Here is a 25,312-nt window from a genome sequence, read left to right as displayed (position 1 = left end):
GAAGGTGATGAATAATACATTTAAACTGACCACGGTATTCGCAATCTTCGTTACATGGGGAATGCAATTATTCCACATTGCGTATCTCGGCGTGCTGTTAGGTATTATCGCGCCTTCACCTATCTCGATTGCTTTCGCAGACCAGACTTTTATTAACTCTATCTATGACGATTATGACTTCGATTCAAATCGCCTGCAGCTAGCTCAGCTCGACGAAGACAGATCGAATCTTGAAGGTTATTTAATTCAAAAATCCATCAACAGAAGCCCGGTACCACCTACGGATTACTCCAGATATAACTCACCGATCACCGGTGAAACCCTTGATAAAAGTGCCAAAAATGCAAGAGCCATCAGTAGCCAAGTGGCTGCACCTGTCATGGACGGACAAGGAAGGATTGAATCCTCATACAAAACTAAAGGTAAAACCGACATCCAGACTAACAGCGAAGGTAAGGTTGAAATCCAAGCTCGGTCAGACCAAGGCAGTGATGGGGCTAACATTGAGCAACGAGAATTCTTGGGTGAAGATGCGGATTCACCAGAAATAACCTTTGATGCGCCAAGTACCTATGGTGATAACAATGCTTTTATTAATAGCGGAAAACAAACGCGCTCTAGGCTGGAGACGGGTAATACCCAAGATGCCAAAGCCTATCAAACATTAATGAATTCATACTCCTCCAACCCGAAGCGAGATATTTCACCATTTGATCCAGTTTTCACTAATGGCGCCAATGAAATAAAAAGAGCGGCTGAGGGACAAGGTGAGTGGTTCATGGATTGTCAGAACGTGACAACGACGAGACAACAAACGGTTCATGTACCGGATTGGCAAGATACCACGTGTAAGCAACCAAAGCGGGATAATCCTGTTAGCTGTGAGTTATCAAGAGATCTTCATGTACCAATCTATTTAATAGGTGGTACAGGTGAAGTTGAAATGTGTGGGCCCAACTGTGTAAAACTTACAATAGAGCAAAGAGAAGATAATAGTGGCTACACTGGAGAGCTACAGCTATGCAAACTAGGAGGTAAAGATAGTTTGCTAACTGTTTGTCCTGGACAGTTGCCCGCTCAATGTAAACAAAGAACAAATGCAGTGCGATTAAAATTCGATGAAGAAATATCGATAACTAGTGCCGTCATAAAATCAGCACGTTGGGATGATAACACTCAAGTTAAATTGGGTAACAGCCCAATTATGACGTTTAATGGTGACTCTTCAGGGAGTTCACTACCAACATCTGAGTGTGAAACCTTGGGTATTTGGGATTTACCTCAAGCTGGTGTGAGAGATGTAGATATCACAGCAGCAATGAATGATGAGCTTAGTACAAAGGCTGATCGCATAATACAATTTAGCCAATCGGTTTCATATGGCGGTATTGGAGGGTTGGAATATGACGAAGCGGGAACTCCTTCTTTTATCGGGGGAAGCGGTGAAGCAAAGGTGGAGATTGAAATTCACTTTAGTGGAGATTTTTTCAATGATGAACATATTCAAACACCTGAACTCTGCTATGACAAAGTGATTGCATCAAATGGTATTTGCAGTTACGAGTCAATAGAAGCTATAGAGGTTGGAACGCATGGTTTACATCAATCCATTCTCAATATTGGAAGGCCGCTGTACCCTGGCGATACAGGAAACCTTACGTGGAAAGCAAATCTTAAAGGGTACTTTTGTGATCCATTGAAAAATCAACCTCTCACTGTGACGCTTGATGATGGGACTGTTAAATCATTAAATTATAATGATATCCGAACCATGCCTGACAATTGCATGGATATCAAAACTAATCCAGCATGCTACAAAAAGTCAGAGACGTGCACAGAAGGTTGGTTTGATGATGGCACCAATGAGTGTTACATGAAAACCGTGGAGTATTCCTGTGATGTTGGGGTGAGTTATACACGCAATGTATCAACTACGACAAATACTTGTGCGGGGTTACTGAATTGCTCTGGTGGGGATTGTTTTAACTTCGGTAATGAGGTGAATAACGACTTTGATAGGGCTGCAGCTATGTTACAAGTTGCAAATAACATGAATGGCGATGCGGAGTGTGAAGATCCAAACGATCCATCGACATGTCGAGTTTTCAATGGTGAACCTAAGTATTGCTCTTGGGCATCATGGATAAGCGAATCAAAAAAATCCGATTTTGGAGCGAATTGTTGCATCGCTCCTGATGGTATCAATTTTATGGATTACTTGAGTGCTGGCCACACTTTGTATCAATCTAGCGAGTGGCTTGCTACTGCAGAAGCTGTACCAGAGGTTGTCCAAGGTGCATGGTCAAATATTCACACCCCTATCGCGGATGGCATATCTTCTGCGGGTGAAATGATGTCAAACGCTTGGTCATCAGTAACCGATTCCTTCGCGGGAGCTGCGGATATGTTGGCTGGTAATGCCGCGACAACATCAGGGGGTACACTGGCAACAACGGGAAGCACTTCAGTTGCCCAAGGTGGAGCAGATGTTGCGACAAGTTTTGGATTGGATACTCTGAAGCAAGAAGCTATGAACTATGCTTATGAGATTATGGGGCCGGATTTGGGAGGGGTGTTTTTCGAACCTACTGGTATTGGTGCGGATGTTGCCCTCTCATCAGGAATGCAAACTGTGGCTTCGATTGTCAGTGCTGTAATGATGGTTTATGCGGCATATCAATTTGTAAAACTAGCATTAAACTTACTGACGGCTTGTGATGATGACGAAAAAGACATGGGCATGCGTATTACATTGAAGCAATGCTTCAAAACAAGCGGGGTATATTGTGGTAAAAAAATACTAGGAATATGTGTAAAAGATAGACGAGATTATTGTTGTTATGACAGTATTTTATCACGAATCATAATGAAGCAAGCTTATGAACAGGTAGGTTTTAAGCCCGGGTGTGAGGGATTAACCCCCACGGAGATTAGCCAGCTTGATTGGTCGCAAATTGATCTAAGCGAGTGGGTTGCCTTAATGCAACAAGGAGACTTTATGCCTTCGGTTGGAGAGGATTTTACTCAAGATGCACTTACCGGAAGCGGTAGGTATTTAAATAACGATACAAGAGAAAATATATCTGACAGAATGGAAAACCGACTAGATGGCAATGATTTACAAAACAGGGCCATAGAAGCAAGAGAGCATATCAAAATAGAGAACCTTGACTGCTCTCAAGTTCCTAGGCCATCAGCATGTGACTGGAACTAAGATTACTACATAAGTAGGACACTACTGGTTCTTACAGCTTAGATAGCTTCGCTTGATTGCCGTTGTTGGGCTCGATAAATAAGTAGATATTGTCATTATCTCTAACAGATGGGTAGCCAGTATTAAACATTAAACTCGGAGTCCCCCATCTTGGTGGTACATAGACAAAGTACCCTTCTGGGATAACATTAATTACACCAAACTCGAAAACAGAAACGAATTTTGTTCTAACAACAATGTAATCCCCCTTATTATCTGACGATATAGATTTTTTAGCAGGTCTAATTACTTCAGGGTATAAATTCATAATGCATGGTTTTACTCGGCCTGAATCAATTTTGCTCTTTAAACTAGGGTTTGCTTTTAGGACAATGGATGTTGCTTTATCACAAAGAGTCCCTTGGTACTCAATACTGTAAAAGCTACTTCTTTGCTCAGAAACAGTTATAACTGCGCCATGATTTCTGAGAGATGATTCGATGTTCGCTATGTTTTTATTGAACGCCTCCTTTTGCAAGGATGCAGAAAACCCTGAGGATGAAACGGGTATCCAAGCAACATAGTTAGGCCAATCAAGGGGCGCGGCATCATCTATATTGCTATCAATTATCAAACTACTTATACCGCCCAGAATACCGTTTTGAAGAAATTGTATGGTAAAACCTGTGGCATATTGGGCTGTGCTGACGTCATCCCATGCTTCGGCTGGAATATCAGCGTCTTTAAGTAGGCGAGTCGTGCCGCCTGCTTGCATCACGTTAAGGGCGAGGCTTTTGGTTGGATCAGGCGAAAATTCATAACCATCGTTAGCGTAGTAAGTGTTTTCGCCAGTGGTGTTACATGCCGCTAACAGCGCGGCAGAGGCTAACATAAGTAGTTTTTTCATTGTCAGTATTCCTTGGGGGATTCAAAGTACAGGGCTATTAAATCATGACCATACCTAGCCGCTACTGACGATAATAAAAATATAAATAGAAAGTCATTGCAAAAACAATGTGCTCTTTCTGCTACGCAACTCAAACTAAATCATTAGAACAATCTAAAACACCTCTGAAATGAAACTATCGGGACGAACACTGTGTTAGCGTGACAACAGGAATTTATACAGAGAGAAGCCATGTCGTACACTTCAAGTCAATCCCATTTCATCAACCATTCAGATGGACACAATCTTGTGGTTGCGCTTCCTGGGTCGGGAAAATCACACTCGGCGATAGGTGCATGTAAGCACATCTTGGCGTTAAACCCTGACAATACAGTGTTAATGGTGACATTTACTCGTGCTGCGACAAACGAAATGCAGCACCGACTCTATAAGGCGCTAGGCTCGAAAGATGCCGGCCGTGTTAAGGTTGAGACCTTCCATTCTTTGTTTCTGGAGCAATACAAGCAGTACAACCAAGGATTTCAGCTTGCCATTGGCAACGTCCAAGCAAATTTTGTCTTAAGAGCGAAAAATAGAGTCAATAGCAAGATGGATGACAACGAGGCAAAACAGATAGTAGAGCGTCTGGGAAGGATGTTTGATACCTCGGGTGAGAGCGCTGGCGCCATTGAATTATATAAATGTTATGTCGAGCTAATGACAAGGTATAACTACGTTGATTTTAATATCATCGCAAGACGTGTTTGCATTGGCCTCGATCAAGAGCAAATAAGCCCGATGAACTTTACTCATGCGATTGTGGACGAGTTTCAGGATTGCGATGATGTCCAATATGACTGGTTGTGTAGCCTTGGGCATAACGGAACAAAACTTTCGTGTGTGGGGGATGATGATCAGTCTATTTATGGCTTTAGAGGCTCAAGTGGTTATAAAGTGCTGGTGGACTTTCAAAGAGAGTTTCAAGCGATGGGGCATCAGTTGATCGACTGTTTTCGCTGTGCGCCGGTGATCTTATATGTCGCTGAAAAGTTCATTCGGCAAAACATCCAAAGGATACCTAAGACCATGGTATCCAATGTGAAAGAAAGCGGAGAGGTTAAGATCATTAAATGCAAAACTGCACAAGCACAAACAGATGCAGTATTAAACCAAACGCTTAGCAACACCAGCGAATGGGCAATATTAGCAAGAACTAATCAGAGCCTAGACGAAATAGAAAAAGAACTTTCTAAGTTTGGCGTGAGAGCTAATCGGCTCGGTGGTAAGAGTATTTGGGACCACCCTACGGCTGAACTTTTAATGAAATTTCTCTACTCGTTAACCAATCCAGGAGACGTTCGCTTTTTACACGAGATCTTGGGTTTAAACGAAGAATGTGAAGATGTTATCCATGATATTTGCAGCCAAGCAAGAAGCTCTGGTGGCATTTGCGGGGTCATCGAGTCACCTGAGTTTCCTTGGGGGAGCCGCACACACAAGATCCAACAAAAGTTCGTCGATTGGACGTTAGACTCGGGTAATGACGCCGTGATAAAAACAAAGTTAACGGAGTTAGCGGTGTTTATGGCCAAGATGGACTGTGCTGTGGCAGGCGTATCGGATAGTGTTATCCAAATCCTATTGGGTATGAAGGGGTCACTATTTAGTCGAACCAAGAAAATCACAGAGAGATTGTTTACAAGCAATGCCAATACAGCCGAGGCGGGGCAAAATACCATTACCTTAGCAACCATGCACGGCAGTAAGGGATTAGAGTGGGAACGCGTTTGGATACTCGACGTTAACCATGGCAAAGTTCCCAACAAACGCGCTTTAGAGGAGCATGGCGTCGAGGAGGAGCGGCGCTTATTTTACGTTGCTATGACTAGGGCAAAAGTCGAGCTTTGCATCAGCTATGTTTACGACCAAAGCATCTTTATTACCCATATAGAGGAGACTTGCGAGAACCATATTAAGCAGCTAGTCGCAAAAGAGGCAGAGCCACAAGGTGATGAGGCCGCTTAATAAAGAAAAACGTCTAAAAGCTCACAATTACCCACAGATATTGTGCAAGAGTAAAATTGTTAAATTAAAATCAAAGGACGGTTGCTTTAAAAGCAGCAATCACCAGTTTTAATCCTGTTGTTAGGTTTTACTCGCTTCTCGGCGAATGACTCATAGCAAAAGGCTTGTTAGCTAAGACAGGTTAATCTTTTAGCGGGTACAAGGGTACTGACGGTGCATCGCACTTTAACGTAACACATACTTCAACACCACCACCCTCGCGGGAGCATACACACTCCCACACAGGGAATAGTTATGCTCGTTTTCCGTGGGAATTCAACCTCTCTGGAGGACAAGGAGCTAGCTATGAAAATGTTTAATCGTATCAACAAAACCACCATCGACGGGAATGTTGTAGTTGTAAACCTCAACCAAGGAAACAACGGCCCGTATGGAACAGTGCGCCTCGCGCACGATGCAAGCTTCACCAAAAAAGGCAGTCAAGAGCGGGTTGAAAAGACCACTTTTGTTAACCTTAAAGTTGATAGCTTCGCATTGAAAAACCTTACGATGGCTCTTGAAGTTGGGGATTATCTTATTGTCTCAGGCGAGTTAATCACTGAAGAATTTCAAGATAACCAAACTCAGAAAAATCGAGAAGCCACCAAAGTTCGTGTCAGTCATATCGACTTACACTTACCGAAGTCGGTCAAAGAGATGCTTAAGCAGCAGGGGCTTATAGGGATGCAAACGCGTCCTTATCAAGCCCAGAATCAAGCGCCAGCGCAACCAACCCAGCAATGGGGAGGTCAGCAAGATGCGACTGCTCCAAAGCCGGCTCAAGTCAATCAGCAAAACCAAGCTTGGGGGCAACCGCAACAGCCTCAAGGCAACGGCGGCTTCTACAACCAATAATAAACCAACCCTAAGAGGGATGACTCCCTCATGGGATGACTCCCTCCATAACTGGAGGACGAGCTATGTATAGCTTCCATACTGTAGAGTACACCTACGCGTGTATCTTGTTTTTATGCGCACTATTTAGCGTATGCGGCATTGGCTACACCTATGCCCAATTGACCCAAGGCAAAAAGAAAGGAGGCTCAAAATGAGTATCCAATCAAAAGCCCGTAAAGCCACCGGTGCGTACCAAGGGCGCCGTGCTAACAAGCTTCGTAAGAAGCTTCAAAGTCTTGGGCAGGACGCTAAGTGGATCAAGCTTTTGTACGCCTCACAGCGCACTAAAGCGGAAGCCAAAGAAAATATTTTCCTAGCGTAATCACTTCAAAACCAACAACCCAGCGAGGGCATTATTCCCTCTTGGGAGTCGTGTGCCTTGCTTTTGGAGGACACATGAAAGCAACAACAAAAAGAAGTGAACTGCAAGGTGATATGTTTTCAGGGACGTTTCAAGCCATTGATGACGTGCCCAAGCAGCGCAAGCCACGCGCTAAGCGTGCTACGGTGAAAACAACATCATTTCGCAAAATGCAGATGAAGCGTCAACCCCATTGGGATGATCCTCGCTGCATTGAGCACGCCTTGGACAAAGATCTTATTCAAAAAATTGAAAGCGGTGACAGCAAGTACCTGAACATGGTGATGCTCAATCCCGATTTTGATTTGGAGAACAAAACTTGCCACTTCGTGTGGACGGATGCAGACATCGACTTGCTTTGGCAAGGGATGCTTCAGCATACGTTCGACAAAATACATAACATCATGAATTTTGGATCGAAAGGCAAGGGCAATCTTGGAGAGCTTCAAACTGAAGCGGACTGGATTGAAACCAAGTTCTTTGTGAGAGTTTTGGAAGAAATGGGGTATCACGACTATGCACGGCAAATTCAAAGCGCCTTGTTAGATATGATGCCTGAACACATAAATAAATAACTTTTAACCCTGAAGGGCGAACACACCTTTAGGGGGTGTATTCGCTCATTTATTGTCCTGGAGGACACTGATATGAATGCACAAGTAACAAACTTAAATGTAAACCCATCTCAAGTTAACTATAACGAGATGGAAATGAAGCCTCTGGGTGAAGTGTTGAAAAACATTGATTTACCAGATGGAGCAAAAGCCATGCAAGTGCCTGTTCGCAAGCATAAGCATGAAGCGGTGCCTGATTTAAATCCTCTTTATTTTCCTAACAAGAAAATCGCAATGATGGCGGTGAATTGGTGGTTTGCGCAAGCAAATTGCTACAAGCCACTGCATTGTTGGGGTGAGTCAGGTGCAGGTAAGTCAGAGCTAGCGCGCTGGTTGTGTGCTTGCTTTAACGAGCCCATGTTCCAATTGACATTCCATGGCCAGATGCGAGTTCAATCTGTTGAAGGCTACTCAATTCTGGTGGAAGAAGGAGCAGGTGTTATTACCCGCCACATTGAGTCTGACTTAATGCAGGCTTATGAACATGGAGGAATGTTTGTTGCTGATGAGTTGGATAAAGCCAACCCGGATGTAACATCACACCTTCACGATATTTGTGACGGCAAGCCGCACACCACGGAAAAGGGCAAAACCATCGTGCGACATAAGCAATTTCGCTTGATGTCCACTGGCAACACCAACGGTAACGGTTCAACCCGTTACACAACGTGTATGCCTTGGGATGCCGCACTTCGCTTGCGCTTTGCCTTTTTGGTTCATCCGTATCCAGAAATGGAGAACGAGATAGCAATCTTAAAGGCAATCAGTCCGATCATTGATTTGGCTGGTCGTAAGTTAATGGTGCAGGTCGCTAACTTCATTCGTGAATTGGCAAGCCCTGATATAGACAGTGTGAGCTCACCATTTGGTGTGCGCAACACGGTCGACTGGTACAAGTATTGTTTAGTATTTGGTGAAGCGGCAACGCTGAAAAACGCGCTAGATTTTACTTACTTGAACGGCCTTGAAGCGGATGAGCTTGAGGTGGCAAATGATGCGATTGCGAAGAAATTCGCGGATGCATTAGAAAAGCCACTAAGTGCCTATCTTGCAAAAAAGTCGTAGCGGTTGACACTCAAGGCAGCTCAGATGAGCCGCCTTACAAGTGTTCGCCGCTGCCAAATGTTAGAGAGTTGGAAGCACTGCGTTTTACCTCGGGGTCAAAACTGATCGACGATGGTAATTATAAGGTGTGGGCTGTTGCCCTTGACGATGACGGAAGGCATCTACATCGGATTTTTACCAATCCCGAAACAGGAGAGGGGCTTGTGTATTACAAATCAGATCACCTAGATGTAGCCAACCAATGTCAAGATCGTGACTTGCTAGTTCAACAGAAAAGACGAAAAGGTTACGTCCTTTCCCATGGAACCATCGGTTTCACCATCAAAGAAGGACAGCTAGTGACGCGCTAAGCACACTGACTATCCACACCCGCAGGGGATCCAATTATCCCCTTGGGGTAATTGTGTCCTCTGCTTTTTAACTAAGTCCTGGAGGACACAATTATGCAAAACCAAACAAGTCAAGCAGCAAACCAAGAGTTAGCAGCAAAAGAAGCCGCAAAAGCGGTCGTAGAAAAAGTTGCCGCCCTTGAAGAAGGCTGTGCCATGGTCACCTGGCGTGTAGGAGGTTGCTGTGGCGAGGCCACTATTCCTAAAGCGCGCATTGCGTTAGACGGACGAGATTTAGATTCAGAACTAATATCTGGATCTAAAATTAGATGGTTTCCTCGTGAGGAAATCAAATTCGTCAACACCATTGGCACCCGGCTACAACGTAAGATTTTGTCTTACGGCACCATGCTCAATGGTGGGGTAGCGCTTGTACCTATTTGTAAGCTCAAAGAGTGCTACGAAGAGGTGGAAAGCATCAAGGCTGACTTCAACTCCAAGTTGAACGAAAGCTGCAGCGACTACCACAGCAAAATAGAGCGATTAAAGCTCGATAATACCAACGTAGCGGACTTAATTGACCGCTTTAAGTTGGATGTCGATGCTTTTCGAGGCCGCTTTAGCTTCAACGTAACGCCGCCTATCGCGTTCACGCCTCTATATGAGGAAGATCAAGATGAGCTGGTGGAAAGTGCAGCTAACAATCTGTACCAAGAAATTTGCAAAGAAGCGAATTTCATCTGGTCAGAGAAGTTAGAAGGCAACGACCGCGTTGGTCAAGCGCCAATAAATAGTTATGTTAAGCGTTTGTTCCAGAAGATGATTAATTTCAGCTTTTTGGATGAACAACTTAATAACGTGACTGCTGTTTTTGAGGAGCTGTTAGACAACTTGCCGAAAGCAGGTTGGATAAGTGGGGCACCGTATGAGCAGCTTTGCAAATGGATCCTCATTTGCGGGGATGAGCAGAAGCTGCGCAACGTGAGCAAAACAGGTTATAACACCTTGCTTGCTCCTCTAGCTCAACAACAAGCTCCAACCCCAGTTATGGGTGGCCTTGCGCAATTTGCGCCTGAGCCAACACAACCCGCCGAACAACCTAGCCCCAATCAAGCCACCAGCGAGCCAGTGCCTCAAGTTGAGGTAGCGGCCGCAATGGATCAAGGCTTTGGTTTTGGTTTAGGTCTAGGTGGTTTCTAGCAATCACAGGGTTTCGGCCCTGTTTCTTTAGAAGGAAAGAGCGATGAAAAGTTCGCAGATTGCTGGAAACAGCAAATTATCTCGTACCGAGATAGTCACGTTTACTCGAAGCTACGGCTTTGATGTTAAAGAAAATCAGTCAGATGATGCCGCTTTTTGGCACATGATGGCAGATAATTGCTACTGGATCGCAACCAAATGCGAAGACAGTGGTTACCGCGTCTTAGGACAAGTAATCACAGAAGCGCTTCGCGCTGGTGCAACAGTGGCTATGGATGGCAAGCGTTGTCTTATTAACACGTCCTTCGGGACGAGTCAGTTTGACGACGACAATGGTTATATTGAAATTGCCATTAAACGCTGGGATCGCTTCGTGCGATAACAGCAAGATGATAAACACTCAATAGGCGCCCGCCTTGCGGGTGTTTATCATCCTTTCAACTTTGCTACAAATCCCCTTGTAGCAAAAACAGTAGTTCCTCTGAAACCCCCTTCAGAAAACACCCCCTAGTAACACTCTCAACCACATGAACACCCTCATTAGCGTTGATACACACACTAGGCCAAAAACAGTAAGCAAGTCGCTTATTGTTAGGCAACCAAAGCTCCACACTCGTTAGATATGTTGCGTGGGCTAGATATGATTAAGTAATGAATAATTTGCAAATGTGGAACTCAACAAAGCGGTGGGGCTGGTTTGAGTTTCACCGCAGATCCTGTTTTCCAATGCGCTGTTAAGACAGTCCATCGTAAAACGGTTTTTCAACCATTTGTTTTGATTCTTTGGAACCTTTCCTTAGCGGAAAAACAAATGCCAGTGCCTTGTTTCAGCACTTTAAAACTGAAGCCTGATAATCATAATTGTCAGAACTTTCACGCAGGGACAATGCGCCCTTGCCGGCACTATCACCTGCATGTAATTGGAGGGTCTATGAGTGCCTATCAACAACCGGTCGAGTTAGATTTCTATCTTGGCCCATACGCTTTACAAACAAAACCCCGCGGCGTTTTGCTAGATGAACACTTACTCGGTTGCCCAAGTTCGCTTGAGCCCCTCGTTCGTGATTATCACAAGCACTATTGCTGTGGGACATTACCTGAGCTTCAAGCATCTGCTGACAAGCTCTTGACCATTGCTAGATCTGTGTTGACTAACCATCAACTTCAGATAATGACACAAGCCATTGAGGAGCGCTTAGGAAATCCGTGGTTTAGCGTCATAGCAAGACTTTAACCAACAAACCAACCCAACTGGGGAATAACCCCGATTGGGGCTCTATTCCTCTTTGGTTCGTCCTGGAGGACTTATGAGCAAAGCAAAAAATGAAAGCAAAAAAATTGTCCTAGACAGCAAAGGCCATGTAGCTGGCGCCGTCTGGAAGTGGGGACCGTTATTTAGCGAAAGCAAATAGCGGCGAGCGAACACTCTCTCTTCAACCGGTTCGCGGGAACCACCAAAGTATTCCTGCGTTGCGGGAGTTTTTTGGGGTTTTCGTGAATCTCAGGAGGTCCCCATGGACAGCAAGATCGATAGAGTAAAAGCGCTTGTACTACAACGTGGTGGCTGGGAAGCAGTGTATAAAACCTACCCTGCCATCATGAAAAGCGCGAATAAAAACGGTGCTGCCGTACCCGATCCTCGCAATGGTGAAGGTAAAACTCGCTTTCGTCTTTACAAAGACTGGCGGGAAACCGGCGGAGGCTATTTGAACGGAGTTGGAGCGCTGCCAGATGGCATTGAAGTGATTGCTGAGGTTGAGAATATCAGCAAAGGCGAAGCAATGAATCTGATTATTCAGATTCTAGGTGGTGATTTATCTTCCGTCACCAGATCCGATGTAAAACGTGTTCAAGATGCACAACAAAGTGCACGAGAACATTACATAGAGCCAGAAAAGGTGGCTAAACGGAAGGCCAATGTTGAGAAAGTTTTTAGTGGCTGTGTCCCGATCCAATCGAGCGCAGTGGCATTGACTTACTTGCAAAATAGAGGCCTCAACGTTGATAACCTACCTCGGTCAATGATGTTTAACCCGAGTGTTAGGCATTGGGACCCAGAAACAGGCAAAAACAGCTGGTGGCCAGCCATCGTATCGGTGATCACCGACGTTAATGGCCGCAACGTCTCTCTCCATATCATTTATTTGGAGAAAGATGGCAGCGACAAAGCGCCCGTTTGTCGAGCGAAGCAACAAATGCCTGCCCCTGAGTACATGGGCGGTAAGTTTATTCGATTGGCAGAGCCGGTCTGGACACCCAATGGGTACCTGATTGCTACCTGTGAAGGTATCGAGACAGGGCTTGCCATCATGGAAGCCACGGGCATCCCCGTTTGGGCAGGAATTAGCGCTGATATTATGGCGTTAATGGAGTTCCCGCCTGAAGTCACTAACGTCCTTATCTACGAAGATAAAGACAGAAGTGAGGGAGGCCAGCGCTGCGCCAAACAGCTTGAGACGCGCCTTTTGAAAGAAGGTCGTTCAGTTGAAATTCTTACTCCGTCATCACCTATCCCTGCGGGGGCTAAATCGGTAGATTGGCTGGATGAGTTCATCTGGAACGGTGTCGATGCTTTCGAGTTCTACATCGATGAGGATGACTTGGCGCAATGGCAAGCGCTCTATGAGCAGCAACACGCTACGCAAACACAAGTTGAGACAGCATAGGAGGCAATATGGTAATAACAGATCAAAGCGTCACTGTTTTAGAAGCCATGTTGTCGCAAGGGGCTGATATTGAGTCCCAGTGTCGCAATGGTTTTTGTGGAGCTTGTAAGACATGCGCAAGCGGCGAGGTTAAATACCTAAAAGAGCCGCTTGGCTATCTCGCCAAAGGTGAGATCTTGCCTTGCGTGTGCGTGGCTCAAGGTGAGTTAACCATAAACTAATACACATGGCAGCTTTGGCTGCCGTGTATTCTCTAAGCGTATTTTTTTGAAGATGCGCTCAGTGAATACACGGTAGTCACTAAAGGAGCGAGCCATGAACACACAACAACTTTTACACATAGATATTTCTGACAATAAACTTCATGTTGGAAAGAAAATATTTCAAATTAAGGCATCGTTTTGTTCAATCGAAGATGCTCACACTCGGATCTCTAAATGGGCTATGAAGCGCGGTCTAATGACTGAGCAAGATGAGCTGATCGTTTATGAGTCCTAATTGGGTTCAGCCACTTAACGGTGGCTGGCTCTTTCCAATGTCTTGCAATGACAGGGCATCGCAAAGAGTTTCCCTGTTTATTCGACACTTTGAAAACCTTTTTCTCAGTTGAGAATAAACTCAGTGCCTGTTTCAGCACTTAAAACCCGGAACCTGATTACCAAATAATCAGTAATGTTAACTATCAACACAACTAACCTGACCGAAGGGGATTAGAAAACACCCCTTTGGGGCGTTCTCTCTTTCTTTGAAGTCACAGGAGGACGTTATGAAACAAAAAACTAACCTAAAAAAAATCCAAGCCCGCTTGAAAATAATGGGCCGGATTATGACAAAACGAAAAGGCCTAAATGTCCACATTAGTGGAAATCAAGCTTTTCACACAGAAAATAGTGTGTATCTGCCTGCCGGTGCAGCAGATGACATTGAGTACCTAGAGGCACTAGAGGGCTTTAATGACCATGAATTTGGCCATCATGAACACTCAAAAGAGTGCTTAGTTCTAAAAGCGCGTAAAATTTCAACCCTTTGTGAGCGCTTTCAGAATGGTTTTGAAGACGTCCGGATGGAACAACTCGTGATGAATGAGTGGCCTGGGTCAGTCAAAACACTTAACAACACTATCAAGTGGTGTTTGACAAATGGCTGGTTCCCCGAGCCTGAGCAGATGAAGCCAGCTTCATTAGTTCAGATGGGACTGCTCTATCGTGGTCGAGCGGAGTACTGCAACCAAACTTTGTTGAGCGATTATGCTCAGCGGACTTGGGATTTATTGCAAGAGCTTTTGCCGGAAGATATCTACCAAGGTCTTGAAGCTATCCACCAAAAGCTAGGTCACGTTGTGACAGAGCAGGATGCGCTAGACTTGGCGCTTGAAGCGTTGAAGTTGTTTGAAGATGATTCAAGCCAAGGTAGCGACAGCGACCAAGGTGATGATTCAAACCAAGGCAGCGACAGCGACCAAGATGATGATTCAAACCAAGGTAGCGACAGCGACCAAGATGATGATGATTCAAACCAAGGTAGCGACAGCGACCAAGGTGATGATGATTCAAGCCAAGGTAGCGACAGCGGCCAAGGTGATGATGATTCAAGCCAAGGTAGCGACAGCGGCCAAGGTGATGATGATTCAAGCCAAGGTAGCGACAGCGGCCAAGGTGATGATGACTCAAGCCAAGGCAGCGACAGCTGCCAAGGTGGTGATGATTCAAGCTCAAGTCAAGCAAAGCAGGGACGAAGCGATCTGGAAAAAGGAGTGTTGCAAGGCATTCTTGATGCTTTACCAGAAGATCTAGTTGATGACTTCCATGAGCTAATCAAAGCGAAACTGGAAGAAGCTTCAACGGAGGCTTATCGTGAAGGAGAGGTTAACGATTTGTTGCCTATCCACAAATTTCCAGGCGAATACAGCATGGATGTAAAGGAAGCCAAAAAAGCGTCTTTCGCTGTTAGACGAGCTTTACAAAAAGGGCTGTTTGACCGAAACCATAAGCCTGCGTCTTACGACAGGCTAGGGGATTCGTTTGATCAAGACCTGCTTGCGGGTGTGCCAGCTGGAAATATAGCGATTTTCAAGCGTGAAACCTTGGTCAGAAAAGAGAATGCAGCTGTTAGCATTCTCATTGATAGATCTGGCTCAATGGGATATGAGCGCATGGAAAAAGCGTGTAAGAGTGCGCTTGCCTTGGCTTATGCCTTGGATGCCATACCCGATGTACGGTTCAATGTAGGGTTCTATCCTTATAGTGATCCGCAAGTGGGGTGGTCTCTCAATCAAGTGGTAGGCTTTAGTGACAAACTGGCACCCAATGTGAAGCGTTTCGGCGTATCGCACAGTGGTGGAACGCCAACAGGTGAGGCTATTAATTCCGTTGTTTTGGAGTTAAGCCAACAACAAGCAAACAAGAAATTGCTGTTTGTTATCACCGATGGCGATCCTAATTGCCCCGATGCCACGTCAAGAGCAATAGCGGAAGCGAATGCACTTGGCATACAAGTTGTGGGTTTTGGGATAAATACTGATCGATTGCTCGGTTTTGAAGCGTGTGGCTTTGTTGTCATTGATGATGTTGCAACGCTACACAAAACAGTTGGTCAAGCCCTAAAAGAAAAACTGTTCTAACCATAAACCCAACCGGGGGATTTTGCCCTTGTTGGGTTAAATCCTCTTTGTTTTATCCTTGGAGGATGCATGAATAAAATTAAATGGTTAATTTGCACAGTGCTTAGCGTAAGCACAGCACTTGGTAAAGCACCTGAAAACTTTAAGGCAGGAGGCTCAGATGAATAAACGCTATTACTTGGCCGCAATCCTGCTCATTTGTGCAGGCACAAGTTTTGAAAACTTCATGCAAGGCGTCATGGTTGAAGGTTTAATTTTCCTAGTGCAAGCCATCATTGGTCTGTTGTTGCTTGATAAATTCATCAAACAACTCAAAGTGCCGATCACATATAAATATAAAATCGACTGCCAACCGCCAAAGCTCTCGGTGGAGCAGCAGGAGATTTTATCGGCATTGCAAGTTGCAAGAGCTGCATACCTAATCAACAAAGGAATGCCGGACAACTCTTTGCTGCAAGATATCCGATGTGATTTGGAGAAAAAGCTAAGCGTTTATTCGCCCAAAACACGGAAGGACATTCTTGATTTGTTAAAGAGTGAACATCGCATGGCAGAGCATGTCATGGCAAAGCTGCTGCAAACACCGCACAAAATTAAATAACCCAACCCTACAGGGGATACTTCCCCTACAGGGATAGTGTCCTCTATTCAATATTGTCTTTGGAGGACACTACCATGCAAAAACTCATTCAAGTTAAAGAAGCGCCTGGAACTTATCGCCTAAAACGCGGAGTAACATTAACCGAAGCGGAAATTTTAACGATGGCTCGTGAGATAGCCATCAATAAAATGAAAGCAGGTGAGGTTGCTATCAGCAGCACGGTGATGATGAAAGAACACATTCGCAGCATCTCTCAAAGCTATGAGCGAGAGGTATTCGGCGTAATTCATCTGAATAACCAGCATCAAATCCTTGATGTTGAAGAATTATTCTTTGGTACGATAGATAGCGCGTCAGTTCACCCGAGGGAGGTAGTGAAAAGCTGTCTTGCTCGAAACAGCGCTGCGATAGTGCTATATCACAATCACCCTAGTGGTAAAACAGAACCTTCGCAAGCAGATCGTCGTATTACACTGCGTTTAAATGAAGCGCTAGGGCTGGTGGATGTAAGGTTGCTGGATCACTTTGTGGTATCAGCCACCGGAGCCACTTCGTTCGCAGAGCGGGGGTGGATCTAATGTCTATCTACCTAAAGCTTGGACGTCTTGCTGTGACCAAAGGAGAAGTTAAATTCCTTTGCGCCCCAGAGGATAAAAAGCGAAATAAGTCCATTGCCATTTACTACTTCGGCGATGGTACCAAAGTGTTCATTTACAAAAATGGACGTCAACCTATATCACTTCTCGGTCCATTAGACATACCCCTAATGAGCCAAGCAATCTCGCACGCTGAGTCGTTGCTTGATTGCTGGAGTGATGAACAACCAACCCCACACAAAGTCACCATCGCGGCTTAATGTGGATAACTATAAGGTAGGCAATAAATTTGCCTGCCTTTCTGGAGGATGTATGAGTAACGCAAACCCACAAGAAGGGCTAATGCTGATTGAGGTGATTAAAGGCTTATCTTTGATTATTGCAGCGGCAATACCATCATTAGTCGCGGCTTTAATTAGCCGTTCAAGAACCGATCTGAAACAGCTAAAGGCGAAGTACCGCCGGTTATTATCAGATCACAGATTCATGCTTGAGCTTGAGCAAAACTATGTTCAGCGTGAAAAAGACTTGAGAGGTCAAAGTGGCAAGAACACCATGCGTAAGCAGGTGTTGCAAACCACAAACCTCACATTGTCTGGCCGTTTCACTCCTAACCGGATTGATCGTGAGCTGGGCAAGGAGGCTGACCATGAATAAACCAACCCAACCTGAGAAGGAAGTTGACCATGATGGAGTCGGTAGCCCGTGGCAAAACAGCGACAGCGCTGATAGTAAGGGTGAAGATAACCAATTGGTTGCTATCGAACTTCTTACCGATGGGGTACTAAGTAGTTACCACAATTTATCCGTTTAGGAGGTGAGCATGTGCTTTAAATCAAGCATTGTCTCATATCCTGATCGCGGTCACTGGGGCAACAACAAGTACCGGGGGAACTGCTCTGGCCACATCATCAAGGATTTCATCCAGACTTACGGAAACCCGAATAGTTTGGTGGTTGACCCATCCATAGGAGGCGGAACCTTCATGGATGTTGCTAAAGAGTTAGGCGTTGCGTATGTAGGCACTGATTTACATCAGGGTTTTAACTTGCTGACTGACTCGCTGGCAGATGAAGTGGCTAAGCACTACCAAACAAAAGCCAACTTGGTGTTTTGGCACCCGCCTTACGCAGACATGATCAAATACTCGGGCAATATGTACGGTGAGGTAAATCCATACGATTTGTCACAGATGGGCATTGAAACCTTCGGGCAATTTGTTCAAGTTGCGTTGTTTAACATCTACGATGCGCTGCAAGATGGCGGTGTGTACGGGGTGTTGATCGGCAACATGCGAAGAAAGGGTCGCTACTATAATCTTTCTTCAATGATTGAGCGATTGGCGCCGGGCGTATTGATTGACGAAATTATCAAAACACAGCACAACAATGTGTCAGATAGTCGTCAGTACACCGGCAACATCGTAAGGATAATGCATGAGAAGTTACTGGTTTTTCGTAAAGAAAAGTCAGTGACGCCAATTGCTCCCATGCGCAAGCGGTTAGAAAAGCACGCTGAAAACCTAGTGAGAAGCACGATTTATGCCTCTTGTCTGGGTAGAAAGAGAGTGGAGCTAATCCAGCTTTATGCGCTTGTTGAGCCATTCGGTTACATGCAAGAAGATGTCAACATCATCGTTGATGAAGAAGTGAAGGCAAGGAGACTGGCCATCACTAACCAACAACAAATCTATATCCCATAACCTTTTTGCATAAGTGGCCGCTGGCTGCTTATGCCCTTTTTCAATGCGTTGATAATAAGACAGTGCATCGCAAAAGGTTTCATCGCTAGTTAGTTTTCTTCAATGAAGCATTCATTGTATTAATTCTAACGGCAAGTGCCGCACTACACTTTTCCAAGTGCAAACTCAGTAGGCCATCTACTGTTTAACAACAACAGGAGTTTTCTATGAAACTCACAATACTAGATGGGTATGTCATTTCAGAGTATATAAGATTTGCTCGCCCTGACTATAAAGGCCCAATACACATAGACCTAAAAAGGCTTGCTGATATTCATAAGCCAAAGGTTGAAAAAGTCGTCGAAGCCGCATTAATAAAAATGCGTGCATCGGTAAAAACAACTAACCGTTAACCCACACACAAACCAAATGGAGGACGACCATGACAGGTATCTGGATTGGTATATTTATAATTACAATAGGTACTTGTTACCTAGCTAATACAAGCACGCTAGACCGCTTGATAATTGGTACCAAGAACAAAGCAGTCATTTGGATGTGCTACATAGCATACCTAAATGTACTGCAATTAGACTATACATCATCCACTGCGAGTGGATTGGTGTTAAGTGTAATGCTTTGCACTATTTACGTCGTTTGCATCAACGTATTTACTCAGCTGTTTTCAGCTAAGAGTAAGGTGCAAGATGAGTTTTTCTCTGTTCAGGTCGATGAGCCAATCAGAGAATATACAATTAAGGAGTCACCAGTAGGAATACTGACCGCCACGGCTCCAGTAGAACTTAAAGCAGACGTTGCTAAGCCAACATCTGTTTTGAAAAAGCGCAAGCCTCGTAAGCAAAGAGAGCAAGATGTTGCTCTTGAGCAACTAAAAGAGGCGCTTAACGGAAAAACTTCTATTGAGGAAGTTCCAGCTGTTAAGAGTTATGCGTCTCGTCGGGAGATGAATTTCTCTTAATCACTAAGTTGAGTCCTTATGGGCTCAACTGCTTTTCCTTGCGCTCTAGGTGATAGAGTTCAAAGCAAAGCAGTTTCACCCCTGATTAACTTAATGGCCAAACCCTTTGGTGATTATTGTTAATCAGTCAGTGTTGCTCGACACTTTAAAATCAAGCACGGCAAACAAAATGCCGTTTTTACAAACCGCCCTGCGGACGTACCCGCACGGGAACAATACGTCTGCAAAATTACTTTTATTTTGGAGGTCGTATTATGACAAAAATCAACCAACAATCAGGCTTCTTAGGCCTAGTCATGCGTTTAAAAGATCAATTTCGTTGGCCTTTGATGCGCGTAAAAATACCAGAATCTGTGCATTCACACAGTATGGACACGGTGATGATCACTCACATACTGTGGATGATACACAGTAAAGTTTTCAAACAAACAGACTGGGATTTGGGCGTCTTACTCGAAGCGGCCATGGTGCATGATCTTGAGGAAAGTGTATGTCAGGATACAAGTTTTGTATGTAAGAACATGACCTTAAGAATGTCAGAGGCATGTGCTGAAATTGCAGAAATAGCAAAAAGGAAGATAATTAACACGCTTCCTTATGAAATGCGCGAGCATATGACTCAGGCTATGTACCCAGTCGAAGAAGTTCATAAAGTAGTGAAGGCTGCCGATCTACTCTCTGCGCTTTTAAAAGCGATAGATGAAGTAGAAGCTTTTAATGAGAAAGAGTTTGGTGATGTTCTAGCACGTCAAACTGAAGTCATAAAAGACCTCGCCAAAAAAATGCCCGAAGTAGCCTACTTTATGGAGGTTTTCACCCCAGGCATGTCCATGTCATACGACAAGCTCGCTAATGAGTTTGTGCAAGGTGACGAACCATTAAAACTAGCTAACTAACAAACCCTTGAGGGCGCGCCCTTAGGGGAGCGTATCCCTCAATATGGAGGATATATGAAAGAGTGCAACCGTTGTGGTCAATTGAGTGTTATAGACGGTGAGTGCATCGTTTGTGATCATGTTTGCGACCATGATTCAACTTATGAAGCAACTGGTCAGTGCTCATGGTGCTGGGAGCTTGAAGCGAATACGCAGGATCTCTTGACTCATGTTGAAGGCTTGCTCGCTTACGGGCAAATATCACCATTTGTCTGGACGAGATTGAAGCATCTTCTGCTCAACAGCAAAATAATTAACCTTACCTTACTACCGATAGAGGCGCCTGATTTAACCAGAGATAATCTGGTCGAAAAGGTGGCCTGGCGCTATCGAGAGCTCAAATCCTTAAATCATTACAACTAGGCCTCACCACCCTAGCAGAAAACCAAAATCACTGGAGGAAAACGCAATGATTATAGCTAACAATACTAACCAACAAGCCTATCTTGCTTCAAATAGCTGCCATATTTCGCCGAAGTATGGCGAGATTATTGAAACAGAAGGTGGCTATGAAATGTACATACAAGTCACTGTTAAGGTGACTAACGTAGCAGATATTCTTCTACAGAAAGAAGAAAACATGATTGTGCCTTACATTCGCAATGCGGTCGGGCGCATTGAGGTTACTGACAGCCAGCTGGCGCTAACCATCCGAGCGTATAGCAGTTTCGGGTTCTTTGGTGGTTATAGCGTAAGACAAGCCGCTATCAATGAACTGAAATTAGCCAAGCAAGAAAAAGATTGGTGTTTTGCAGCTCGTTTGATGCTGAAAGATTATCTTTTAGCACAGATAAATCGAAACAACGCCAACCCTATAGCGGCTAAAGTCGCTAAAACCTTACAGCGTTTAGAGCGGGCTAAGCAATTAGTCACCATCTAACGCCTTAGTTGAGTCCATATGGGCTCAACTGCTTTTCCTTGCACTTTGAGTCATCAAAGTTCAAAGCAAAGCAGTTTCAACCTAATTGAACTATTAACCGAACCTTTTGGTTAAAACCTTCAATTAGTCAGTGTTGCTCGACACTTTAAAATCAAGCACGGCAAACAAAATGCCGTTTTTACCACCCGCCCTGCGGACGTACCCGCATGGGAATAATACGTCTGCAAAATTACTTAAATTTTGGAGGACGTATGAAGGTCTACATTGAGCGCCATGCGCGAAACAACCTAAAGAAAAAAGGCTATGACGAGCTGGAAAATATTCATTTTTCACTCGGTTATTGCCAAGGTGACGGCATTTGCTGTACGGGCTACATCAGTAACAGCGAGTGCAAAGAAAAAGCAACCGAGCTGTCTATGTCACGCAAAGACATCAGGGAGTTAGTCAAATTTCTCGATGATGAGGATGTGTACATCGAGGTAAGTCACTCAGGAGGCTACTACCACTCTAAATCAATCCGTTTTGAAGCGATTAACGCTGGATTAGCAGAACCAGAAATGGAGCAAATGCTAGACGAGTTAGTTGCTTACATCTGTGATGAGGTAACCGACACACTGGACTCAATTTTGGCTGATTGTTATGCCTTAATTGAAGCGAGTCCAGTGGATGATTTAGATGGCGCGTTTGAGATCAAAACGATCCGAACCAAGCGCCTTAAGCTTGAGGTCAAGCTCGTTTACTGCGATAACGTCGACGACTGCGTTGAAATGTGGGATGAAGCCGTTATCGATGAATGCATCGAACAAATGCTTGCCGGCGTACTCGTTCACGGTGCGCTTTATATCGGCTTACATGTCGATGATGAGCATACGCTACTGGCGAATGAGTATTACGGTAACACTCAGTTGGTTAAGAAGGGGGATAAATACCCGCTGATTTACCACGATTTCGTCAGGTCGTTTATTCGTGACTACGCCAATCTTGCTTTAAAAGAGCTTGGTGTTGAGCGAAAAAATGTAGCTGAACGTGATGCTGGGCGAGTGGCCAGAGCGTTTCGTCGTGAGACTGCCATTGCGCAGGAACACGAGCAGCAGCGAGAGCGCGAAGCGTTGGAGAAACAGCAGCAAGAAGATGCGTTGTTTACATCTCTTTGGCAAGTTTCAACCAACAATCCGCTTACGTTAAACCTTTAAACCTTTAAACCCAACCCGCAGGGGCATTTATTCCCCTAGCGGAATAGTGCCTTCTGCATTTCAAAATGTTCTAGGAGGACACTATGGATGCACTAATCACCTATTACGTGAAGAAAACCTTAACCGAGCATGGTTATGGCGAGCTTGATGGGCTTTACTGGGAATACGGCGATCATCCTTTTGATGATATTGCTGTCTTTGGCAGTTTATCCACTCAAGCGCTGGTGGATAAAGCCGGTAGGCTGCCTATCTTTAATGATCGGCAACAGTGGGATTTGACCGCTCTTATTTGGCAAGAGCAGCTTCAGCTTGATAGCTTGCGTAAAGACAAGTTCTCAGTTGAATGGCTGGTTACCAATGCTCCAGTGTTCAACTCTAAACAAAAGCAGCTTATTAGCTGGTTAGAGAAGGAGATAAAGCGCGAGCTAAGCCATCTAAAAAACCAGATGTACGCGGTTATTAGGCTTATCATGGAAGCCCGTGGTAAGCAGAAAGTTTTGGTGGATAAAACGACCAAAAACTTAAACGTCGTCGTGTCAATTACATACGATGATGCAGAGGACGGCAGCCTTTTGGAGCTCGGGGATGAAGAAGAATATGATCACATGGTTAAACATGCGATCTTGGGTTCAATGCTGTATGGCACGGTCACCGTGGATATTTACAATCAAAGCGACATGGTAAACATCTACACCATGACCAAAGGGGGATGCGCTATTTACCAAACCCTAAATGGCCATTGGCAAGGCTTGTCTGAGATTGTCTCTAAGATGATCACAGAAGAGCGCCCCTTCTTTGATTTGCCCGAAACCCAAAAAGTGGCAGTGCTCACCGAGCCTGTTAACTCAATTGGTTGGCTAAGCTCGTTGATCCCAGCTTGATAGGAGGCTGTATGAAATCACAATTAAACCATCCCACAGCTTACTTCTACTATGGTAAGAAATTTGTGGGTGCTTCAATTGCTTCGACCACCCCACAAGATGCGTTCAAGCAGAATATGGAATACACCAAATCACTCGATTTAGGCTGTTTACCATATCTGCGTCACTGTACTCATGTGGAAATCGTGTGGCATGAGCAAGACAAAGCGGTGATATTGGAAAGGGATGATCCTAACTGGGAACAGCCGGTTTCGTCACTGCTACCAAGCTGCTAATCAAGTAAACAAAACCCGCAGGGGCATTTATTCCCCTAGCGGAATAGTGCCCTCAGCATTTACCAATGTCTTAGGAGGACACTATGAAAGGTCTATACCACTTTTCAGCAAACCAAAAGTTAAAACATTTTGGCTATCATGGACTCAAATTACACGAGTTCTTAGTCGAAGATGCCGGCATGGATAACTTAACGCTGGCCGGGACGCTGACAACCGAAACCTTGGTTAAAAAAGTTGAAGGTTTTAAGGTTTTTAGTCAATTTGAAAAAGAGCGCCTGATCTTACTGCTCACTCTCAAGCAGATTGAGATAACTGTAAAAAGGGTGCCAGGACCGTTCACGGTTGAATACATCATCAGTGATGATGAGGGATGCTCAAAAATGCAAAAACGTTTACTAGAGTGGTTAACACTCTGTGTTAAGCGTGAGCTTGAGAGCATCAAGGCTCAACTGTTGGCTAGATTCCAATTGATCTATCAGTCAACCAGTGACTCTAAGGTAATTTGGAAGTTAAAAACCAAAAACCTAAATGTAGTGGTCATGGCTCGTCACGATATAGATGAGCTAGATGAGTACATCAGCTGGAGACTAGACGAAGAGAAGTACGAAATAGTGAAAGCGGCCTTTTTTGGCAACCTATTTCTGGGCTCTTTGATGGTCAACGTGTGGTCAAATGAAGAAGGAAGAGTGATCTATTCAAATCGAATAAATTCGACTGCTCTTTTTAAGCAACCTGGAGGCACTTGGGAAGGCTTGTATCAGCCACTCAAAGCTGTGTTAGACGAAGGCAGGGAAGAGATAAGTAAGTTTATCAAGCCCAGCCTTGAGCCTATTGCATCATCATCAAGCGATGGGTTATGGCTTAACTCACTGCTGACTGCATAACACCCCAAGGGTACTTGCCCTTGGGCAGTATCCTTTTGCTATCGTGAAAAGGAACATTTATGCGCGACACAATACAGTTAAATAACTACTACTCGCTAGAAGGAACGTTGACCAAACTCCGCGATACGCTGAGTGCCACGGATCGTCTTGATGCTTTGGCTCTGCTTGAAAAAGCGGTAAACAAGGAAAAGCAAGACAACCAGTATGCAGAGCAAATGAAAAACGCCCTGCAATTTGGCTCAACCGTCGCGTTAAGAGAACTGCTTTCACCTTTTGGTAACTACTGGAAGGCGAGCAGTGACACGTACCCCTACTATCCGCATTCAGATGCAGTAAACGGCATTGATTCGGCCATGGGTGCGATTAAATATGATCTGGTCAAGCGCGGTGCGCTGCAAGAGCATATTGAATTCGTCAATCTAATGAGAAGTTAAACCAATTAAACAACCAACCCTAACGGGCGTCAGTACCCGTTATGGGACTGCGCCCTCTAAACACAAAGAGAGGACGAC

At 44.7% G+C, this 25,312-nt stretch carries 31 protein-coding genes; 30 read left to right on the top strand and 1 reads right to left on the bottom strand.

Annotated features, from left to right (window positions below):
* The first annotated feature begins 7 nt into the window (after positions 1-7).
* Positions 8-3,214: a conjugal transfer protein TraN gene (traN, locus tag K6Y21_RS09605; protein ID WP_233071622.1), complete on the top strand. Its 3,207-nt coding sequence runs from the start codon at positions 8-10 to the stop codon at positions 3,212-3,214.
* A 31-nt stretch (positions 3,215-3,245) separates the two neighbouring features.
* On the opposite strand, the gene K6Y21_RS09600 is transcribed toward traN, so the two are convergent.
* On the bottom strand, positions 3,246-4,100 hold the full coding sequence (locus K6Y21_RS09600; protein ID WP_233071621.1) for a hypothetical protein: 855 nt from the start codon (positions 4,098-4,100) through the stop codon (positions 3,246-3,248).
* Between the two features lie 231 nt (positions 4,101-4,331).
* On the opposite strand from K6Y21_RS09600, the gene K6Y21_RS09595 reads away from it, so the two are divergent.
* The 29 genes from K6Y21_RS09595 (at position 4,332) to K6Y21_RS09455 (ending at position 25,234) form a co-directional block, all read left to right on the top strand.
* Positions 4,332-6,104 carry an ATP-dependent helicase gene (locus K6Y21_RS09595; RefSeq protein WP_233071620.1) on the top strand — a complete coding sequence of 591 codons (1,773 nt, stop codon included), beginning with the start codon at positions 4,332-4,334 and terminating at the stop codon, positions 6,102-6,104.
* Positions 6,105-6,449: 345 nt separating this feature from the next.
* Complete coding sequence (locus tag K6Y21_RS09590; protein ID WP_233071619.1) at positions 6,450-6,998, top strand: single-stranded DNA-binding protein; 549 nt, start codon at positions 6,450-6,452, stop codon at positions 6,996-6,998.
* A gap of 193 nt (positions 6,999-7,191) precedes the next feature.
* The gene (locus K6Y21_RS09585; protein WP_233071618.1) at positions 7,192-7,362 is read left to right on the top strand and encodes a hypothetical protein; all 171 of its coding nucleotides are present in this window, start codon (positions 7,192-7,194) and stop codon (positions 7,360-7,362) included.
* Positions 7,363-7,436: 74 nt separating this feature from the next.
* On the top strand, positions 7,437-7,976 hold the full coding sequence (locus tag K6Y21_RS09580) for a hypothetical protein (RefSeq protein ID WP_233071617.1): 540 nt from the start codon (positions 7,437-7,439) through the stop codon (positions 7,974-7,976).
* A 72-nt stretch (positions 7,977-8,048) separates the two neighbouring features.
* Positions 8,049-9,080 (top strand): AAA family ATPase, encoded by a 1,032-nt coding sequence (locus K6Y21_RS09575; protein WP_233071616.1) that lies wholly within the window; start codon positions 8,049-8,051, stop codon positions 9,078-9,080.
* A gap of 203 nt (positions 9,081-9,283) precedes the next feature.
* Positions 9,284-9,430: a hypothetical protein gene (locus tag K6Y21_RS09570; RefSeq protein ID WP_233071615.1), complete on the top strand. Its 147-nt coding sequence runs from the start codon at positions 9,284-9,286 to the stop codon at positions 9,428-9,430.
* Between the two features lie 93 nt (positions 9,431-9,523).
* Positions 9,524-10,609: a DUF3150 domain-containing protein gene (locus K6Y21_RS09565; protein ID WP_233071614.1), complete on the top strand. Its 1,086-nt coding sequence runs from the start codon at positions 9,524-9,526 to the stop codon at positions 10,607-10,609.
* A 43-nt stretch (positions 10,610-10,652) separates the two neighbouring features.
* Positions 10,653-10,991: a hypothetical protein gene (locus K6Y21_RS09560; RefSeq protein ID WP_233071613.1), complete on the top strand. Its 339-nt coding sequence runs from the start codon at positions 10,653-10,655 to the stop codon at positions 10,989-10,991.
* Positions 10,992-11,540: 549 nt separating this feature from the next.
* Positions 11,541-11,843 (top strand): hypothetical protein, encoded by a 303-nt coding sequence (locus K6Y21_RS09555; protein WP_233071612.1) that lies wholly within the window; start codon positions 11,541-11,543, stop codon positions 11,841-11,843.
* Between the two features lie 280 nt (positions 11,844-12,123).
* On the top strand, positions 12,124-13,275 hold the full coding sequence (locus K6Y21_RS09550; protein WP_233071611.1) for a DUF7146 domain-containing protein: 1,152 nt from the start codon (positions 12,124-12,126) through the stop codon (positions 13,273-13,275).
* An 8-nt stretch (positions 13,276-13,283) separates the two neighbouring features.
* Positions 13,284-13,496 (top strand): 2Fe-2S iron-sulfur cluster-binding protein, encoded by a 213-nt coding sequence (locus K6Y21_RS09545; RefSeq protein ID WP_233071610.1) that lies wholly within the window; start codon positions 13,284-13,286, stop codon positions 13,494-13,496.
* 94 nt (positions 13,497-13,590) lie between these two features.
* The gene (locus K6Y21_RS09540; protein ID WP_233071609.1) at positions 13,591-13,773 is read left to right on the top strand and encodes a hypothetical protein; all 183 of its coding nucleotides are present in this window, start codon (positions 13,591-13,593) and stop codon (positions 13,771-13,773) included.
* Between the two features lie 268 nt (positions 13,774-14,041).
* Positions 14,042-15,895 (top strand): vWA domain-containing protein, encoded by a 1,854-nt coding sequence (locus K6Y21_RS09535; RefSeq protein WP_233071608.1) that lies wholly within the window; start codon positions 14,042-14,044, stop codon positions 15,893-15,895.
* 160 nt (positions 15,896-16,055) lie between these two features.
* Positions 16,056-16,496 carry a hypothetical protein gene (locus K6Y21_RS09530; RefSeq protein ID WP_233071607.1) on the top strand — a complete coding sequence of 147 codons (441 nt, stop codon included), beginning with the start codon at positions 16,056-16,058 and terminating at the stop codon, positions 16,494-16,496.
* A gap of 74 nt (positions 16,497-16,570) precedes the next feature.
* On the top strand, positions 16,571-17,074 hold the full coding sequence (locus K6Y21_RS09525; RefSeq protein ID WP_233071606.1) for a JAB domain-containing protein: 504 nt from the start codon (positions 16,571-16,573) through the stop codon (positions 17,072-17,074).
* Complete coding sequence (locus tag K6Y21_RS09520) at positions 17,074-17,352, top strand: hypothetical protein (RefSeq protein ID WP_233071605.1); 279 nt, start codon at positions 17,074-17,076, stop codon at positions 17,350-17,352. Before K6Y21_RS09525 ends, K6Y21_RS09520 begins: the two co-directional genes overlap by 1 nt.
* A 52-nt stretch (positions 17,353-17,404) precedes the next feature.
* A complete protein-coding gene (locus K6Y21_RS09515; protein WP_233071604.1) occupies positions 17,405-17,749 on the top strand; it encodes a hypothetical protein in 345 nt (114 codons plus the stop codon).
* Positions 17,742-17,906: a hypothetical protein gene (locus K6Y21_RS09510; RefSeq protein ID WP_233071603.1), complete on the top strand. Its 165-nt coding sequence runs from the start codon at positions 17,742-17,744 to the stop codon at positions 17,904-17,906. The genes K6Y21_RS09515 and K6Y21_RS09510 overlap by 8 nt, the downstream gene beginning before the upstream one ends.
* A 9-nt stretch (positions 17,907-17,915) precedes the next feature.
* Positions 17,916-18,794, top strand: a complete 879-nt coding sequence (locus tag K6Y21_RS09505) for a DNA methyltransferase (RefSeq protein ID WP_349629485.1) — start codon at positions 17,916-17,918, stop codon at positions 18,792-18,794.
* Positions 18,795-19,000: 206 nt separating this feature from the next.
* Entirely contained in the window at positions 19,001-19,186 is a 186-nt protein-coding gene (locus tag K6Y21_RS09500) for a hypothetical protein (protein WP_233071601.1), read from the top strand.
* Positions 19,187-19,215: 29 nt separating this feature from the next.
* A complete protein-coding gene (locus tag K6Y21_RS09495) occupies positions 19,216-19,752 on the top strand; it encodes a hypothetical protein (protein ID WP_233071600.1) in 537 nt (178 codons plus the stop codon).
* Positions 19,753-20,006: 254 nt separating this feature from the next.
* Positions 20,007-20,648: a YfbR-like 5'-deoxynucleotidase gene (locus K6Y21_RS09490; protein WP_233071599.1), complete on the top strand. Its 642-nt coding sequence runs from the start codon at positions 20,007-20,009 to the stop codon at positions 20,646-20,648.
* A 54-nt stretch (positions 20,649-20,702) separates the two neighbouring features.
* The gene (locus tag K6Y21_RS09485) at positions 20,703-21,050 is read left to right on the top strand and encodes a hypothetical protein (protein WP_233071598.1); all 348 of its coding nucleotides are present in this window, start codon (positions 20,703-20,705) and stop codon (positions 21,048-21,050) included.
* Positions 21,051-21,096: 46 nt separating this feature from the next.
* Entirely contained in the window at positions 21,097-21,567 is a 471-nt protein-coding gene (locus K6Y21_RS09480; protein WP_233071597.1) for a hypothetical protein, read from the top strand.
* 251 nt (positions 21,568-21,818) lie between these two features.
* The gene (locus K6Y21_RS09475; protein WP_233071596.1) at positions 21,819-22,760 is read left to right on the top strand and encodes a DUF8835 domain-containing pootine; all 942 of its coding nucleotides are present in this window, start codon (positions 21,819-21,821) and stop codon (positions 22,758-22,760) included.
* A gap of 83 nt (positions 22,761-22,843) precedes the next feature.
* Positions 22,844-23,641, top strand: coding sequence for a hypothetical protein (locus K6Y21_RS09470; RefSeq protein WP_233071595.1), 798 nt, complete (start codon positions 22,844-22,846; stop codon positions 23,639-23,641).
* Between the two features lie 11 nt (positions 23,642-23,652).
* Positions 23,653-23,916: a hypothetical protein gene (locus K6Y21_RS09465; RefSeq protein WP_233071594.1), complete on the top strand. Its 264-nt coding sequence runs from the start codon at positions 23,653-23,655 to the stop codon at positions 23,914-23,916.
* An 83-nt stretch (positions 23,917-23,999) separates the two neighbouring features.
* On the top strand, positions 24,000-24,800 hold the full coding sequence (locus K6Y21_RS09460) for a hypothetical protein (protein ID WP_233071593.1): 801 nt from the start codon (positions 24,000-24,002) through the stop codon (positions 24,798-24,800).
* Between the two features lie 59 nt (positions 24,801-24,859).
* Complete coding sequence (locus K6Y21_RS09455) at positions 24,860-25,234, top strand: hypothetical protein (RefSeq protein ID WP_233071592.1); 375 nt, start codon at positions 24,860-24,862, stop codon at positions 25,232-25,234.
* Positions 25,235-25,312: the final 78 nt, after the last annotated feature.

Source organism: Motilimonas eburnea (genome assembly GCF_021295345.1).
GTDB classification, from domain to species: domain Bacteria; phylum Pseudomonadota; class Gammaproteobacteria; order Enterobacterales; family CBDFNC01; genus Motilimonas; species Motilimonas eburnea.
The sequence above is the reverse complement of the archived record's forward strand: the minus strand, read 5'-3'. Positions and strand labels throughout refer to the sequence as shown.

Bases quoted from the DNA above. Each gene is read 5' to 3' on its own strand.
- traN (WP_233071622.1), top strand. From the start codon at position 8: ATGAATAATACATTTAAACTGACCACGGTATTCGCAATCTTCGTTACA.
- K6Y21_RS09545 (WP_233071610.1), top strand. From the start codon at position 13,284: ATGGTAATAACAGATCAAAGCGTCACTGTTTTAGAAGCCATGTTGTCG.
- K6Y21_RS09585 (WP_233071618.1), top strand. From the start codon at position 7,192: ATGAGTATCCAATCAAAAGCCCGTAAAGCCACCGGTGCGTACCAAGGG.
- K6Y21_RS09495 (WP_233071600.1), top strand. From the start codon at position 19,216: ATGACAGGTATCTGGATTGGTATATTTATAATTACAATAGGTACTTGT.
- K6Y21_RS09475 (WP_233071596.1), top strand. From the start codon at position 21,819: ATGAAGGTCTACATTGAGCGCCATGCGCGAAACAACCTAAAGAAAAAA.
- K6Y21_RS09485 (WP_233071598.1), top strand. From the start codon at position 20,703: ATGAAAGAGTGCAACCGTTGTGGTCAATTGAGTGTTATAGACGGTGAG.
- K6Y21_RS09550 (WP_233071611.1), top strand. From the start codon at position 12,124: ATGGACAGCAAGATCGATAGAGTAAAAGCGCTTGTACTACAACGTGGT.
- K6Y21_RS09595 (WP_233071620.1), top strand. From the start codon at position 4,332: ATGTCGTACACTTCAAGTCAATCCCATTTCATCAACCATTCAGATGGA.
- K6Y21_RS09455 (WP_233071592.1), top strand. From the start codon at position 24,860: ATGCGCGACACAATACAGTTAAATAACTACTACTCGCTAGAAGGAACG.
- K6Y21_RS09560 (WP_233071613.1), top strand. From the start codon at position 10,653: ATGAAAAGTTCGCAGATTGCTGGAAACAGCAAATTATCTCGTACCGAG.
- K6Y21_RS09465 (WP_233071594.1), top strand. From the start codon at position 23,653: ATGAAATCACAATTAAACCATCCCACAGCTTACTTCTACTATGGTAAG.
- K6Y21_RS09490 (WP_233071599.1), top strand. From the start codon at position 20,007: ATGACAAAAATCAACCAACAATCAGGCTTCTTAGGCCTAGTCATGCGT.
- K6Y21_RS09520 (WP_233071605.1), top strand. From the start codon at position 17,074: ATGTCTATCTACCTAAAGCTTGGACGTCTTGCTGTGACCAAAGGAGAA.
- K6Y21_RS09505 (WP_349629485.1), top strand. From the start codon at position 17,916: ATGTGCTTTAAATCAAGCATTGTCTCATATCCTGATCGCGGTCACTGG.
- K6Y21_RS09540 (WP_233071609.1), top strand. From the start codon at position 13,591: ATGAACACACAACAACTTTTACACATAGATATTTCTGACAATAAACTT.
- K6Y21_RS09500 (WP_233071601.1), top strand. From the start codon at position 19,001: ATGAAACTCACAATACTAGATGGGTATGTCATTTCAGAGTATATAAGA.
- K6Y21_RS09590 (WP_233071619.1), top strand. From the start codon at position 6,450: ATGAAAATGTTTAATCGTATCAACAAAACCACCATCGACGGGAATGTT.
- K6Y21_RS09565 (WP_233071614.1), top strand. From the start codon at position 9,524: ATGCAAAACCAAACAAGTCAAGCAGCAAACCAAGAGTTAGCAGCAAAA.
- K6Y21_RS09470 (WP_233071595.1), top strand. From the start codon at position 22,844: ATGGATGCACTAATCACCTATTACGTGAAGAAAACCTTAACCGAGCAT.
- K6Y21_RS09535 (WP_233071608.1), top strand. From the start codon at position 14,042: ATGAAACAAAAAACTAACCTAAAAAAAATCCAAGCCCGCTTGAAAATA.
- K6Y21_RS09600 (WP_233071621.1), bottom strand. From the start codon at position 4,100: ATGAAAAAACTACTTATGTTAGCCTCTGCCGCGCTGTTAGCGGCATGT.
- K6Y21_RS09555 (WP_233071612.1), top strand. From the start codon at position 11,541: ATGAGTGCCTATCAACAACCGGTCGAGTTAGATTTCTATCTTGGCCCA.
- K6Y21_RS09460 (WP_233071593.1), top strand. From the start codon at position 24,000: ATGAAAGGTCTATACCACTTTTCAGCAAACCAAAAGTTAAAACATTTT.
- K6Y21_RS09580 (WP_233071617.1), top strand. From the start codon at position 7,437: ATGAAAGCAACAACAAAAAGAAGTGAACTGCAAGGTGATATGTTTTCA.
- K6Y21_RS09525 (WP_233071606.1), top strand. From the start codon at position 16,571: ATGCAAAAACTCATTCAAGTTAAAGAAGCGCCTGGAACTTATCGCCTA.
- K6Y21_RS09575 (WP_233071616.1), top strand. From the start codon at position 8,049: ATGAATGCACAAGTAACAAACTTAAATGTAAACCCATCTCAAGTTAAC.
- K6Y21_RS09515 (WP_233071604.1), top strand. From the start codon at position 17,405: ATGAGTAACGCAAACCCACAAGAAGGGCTAATGCTGATTGAGGTGATT.
- K6Y21_RS09510 (WP_233071603.1), top strand. From the start codon at position 17,742: ATGAATAAACCAACCCAACCTGAGAAGGAAGTTGACCATGATGGAGTC.
- K6Y21_RS09480 (WP_233071597.1), top strand. From the start codon at position 21,097: ATGATTATAGCTAACAATACTAACCAACAAGCCTATCTTGCTTCAAAT.
- K6Y21_RS09530 (WP_233071607.1), top strand. From the start codon at position 16,056: ATGAATAAACGCTATTACTTGGCCGCAATCCTGCTCATTTGTGCAGGC.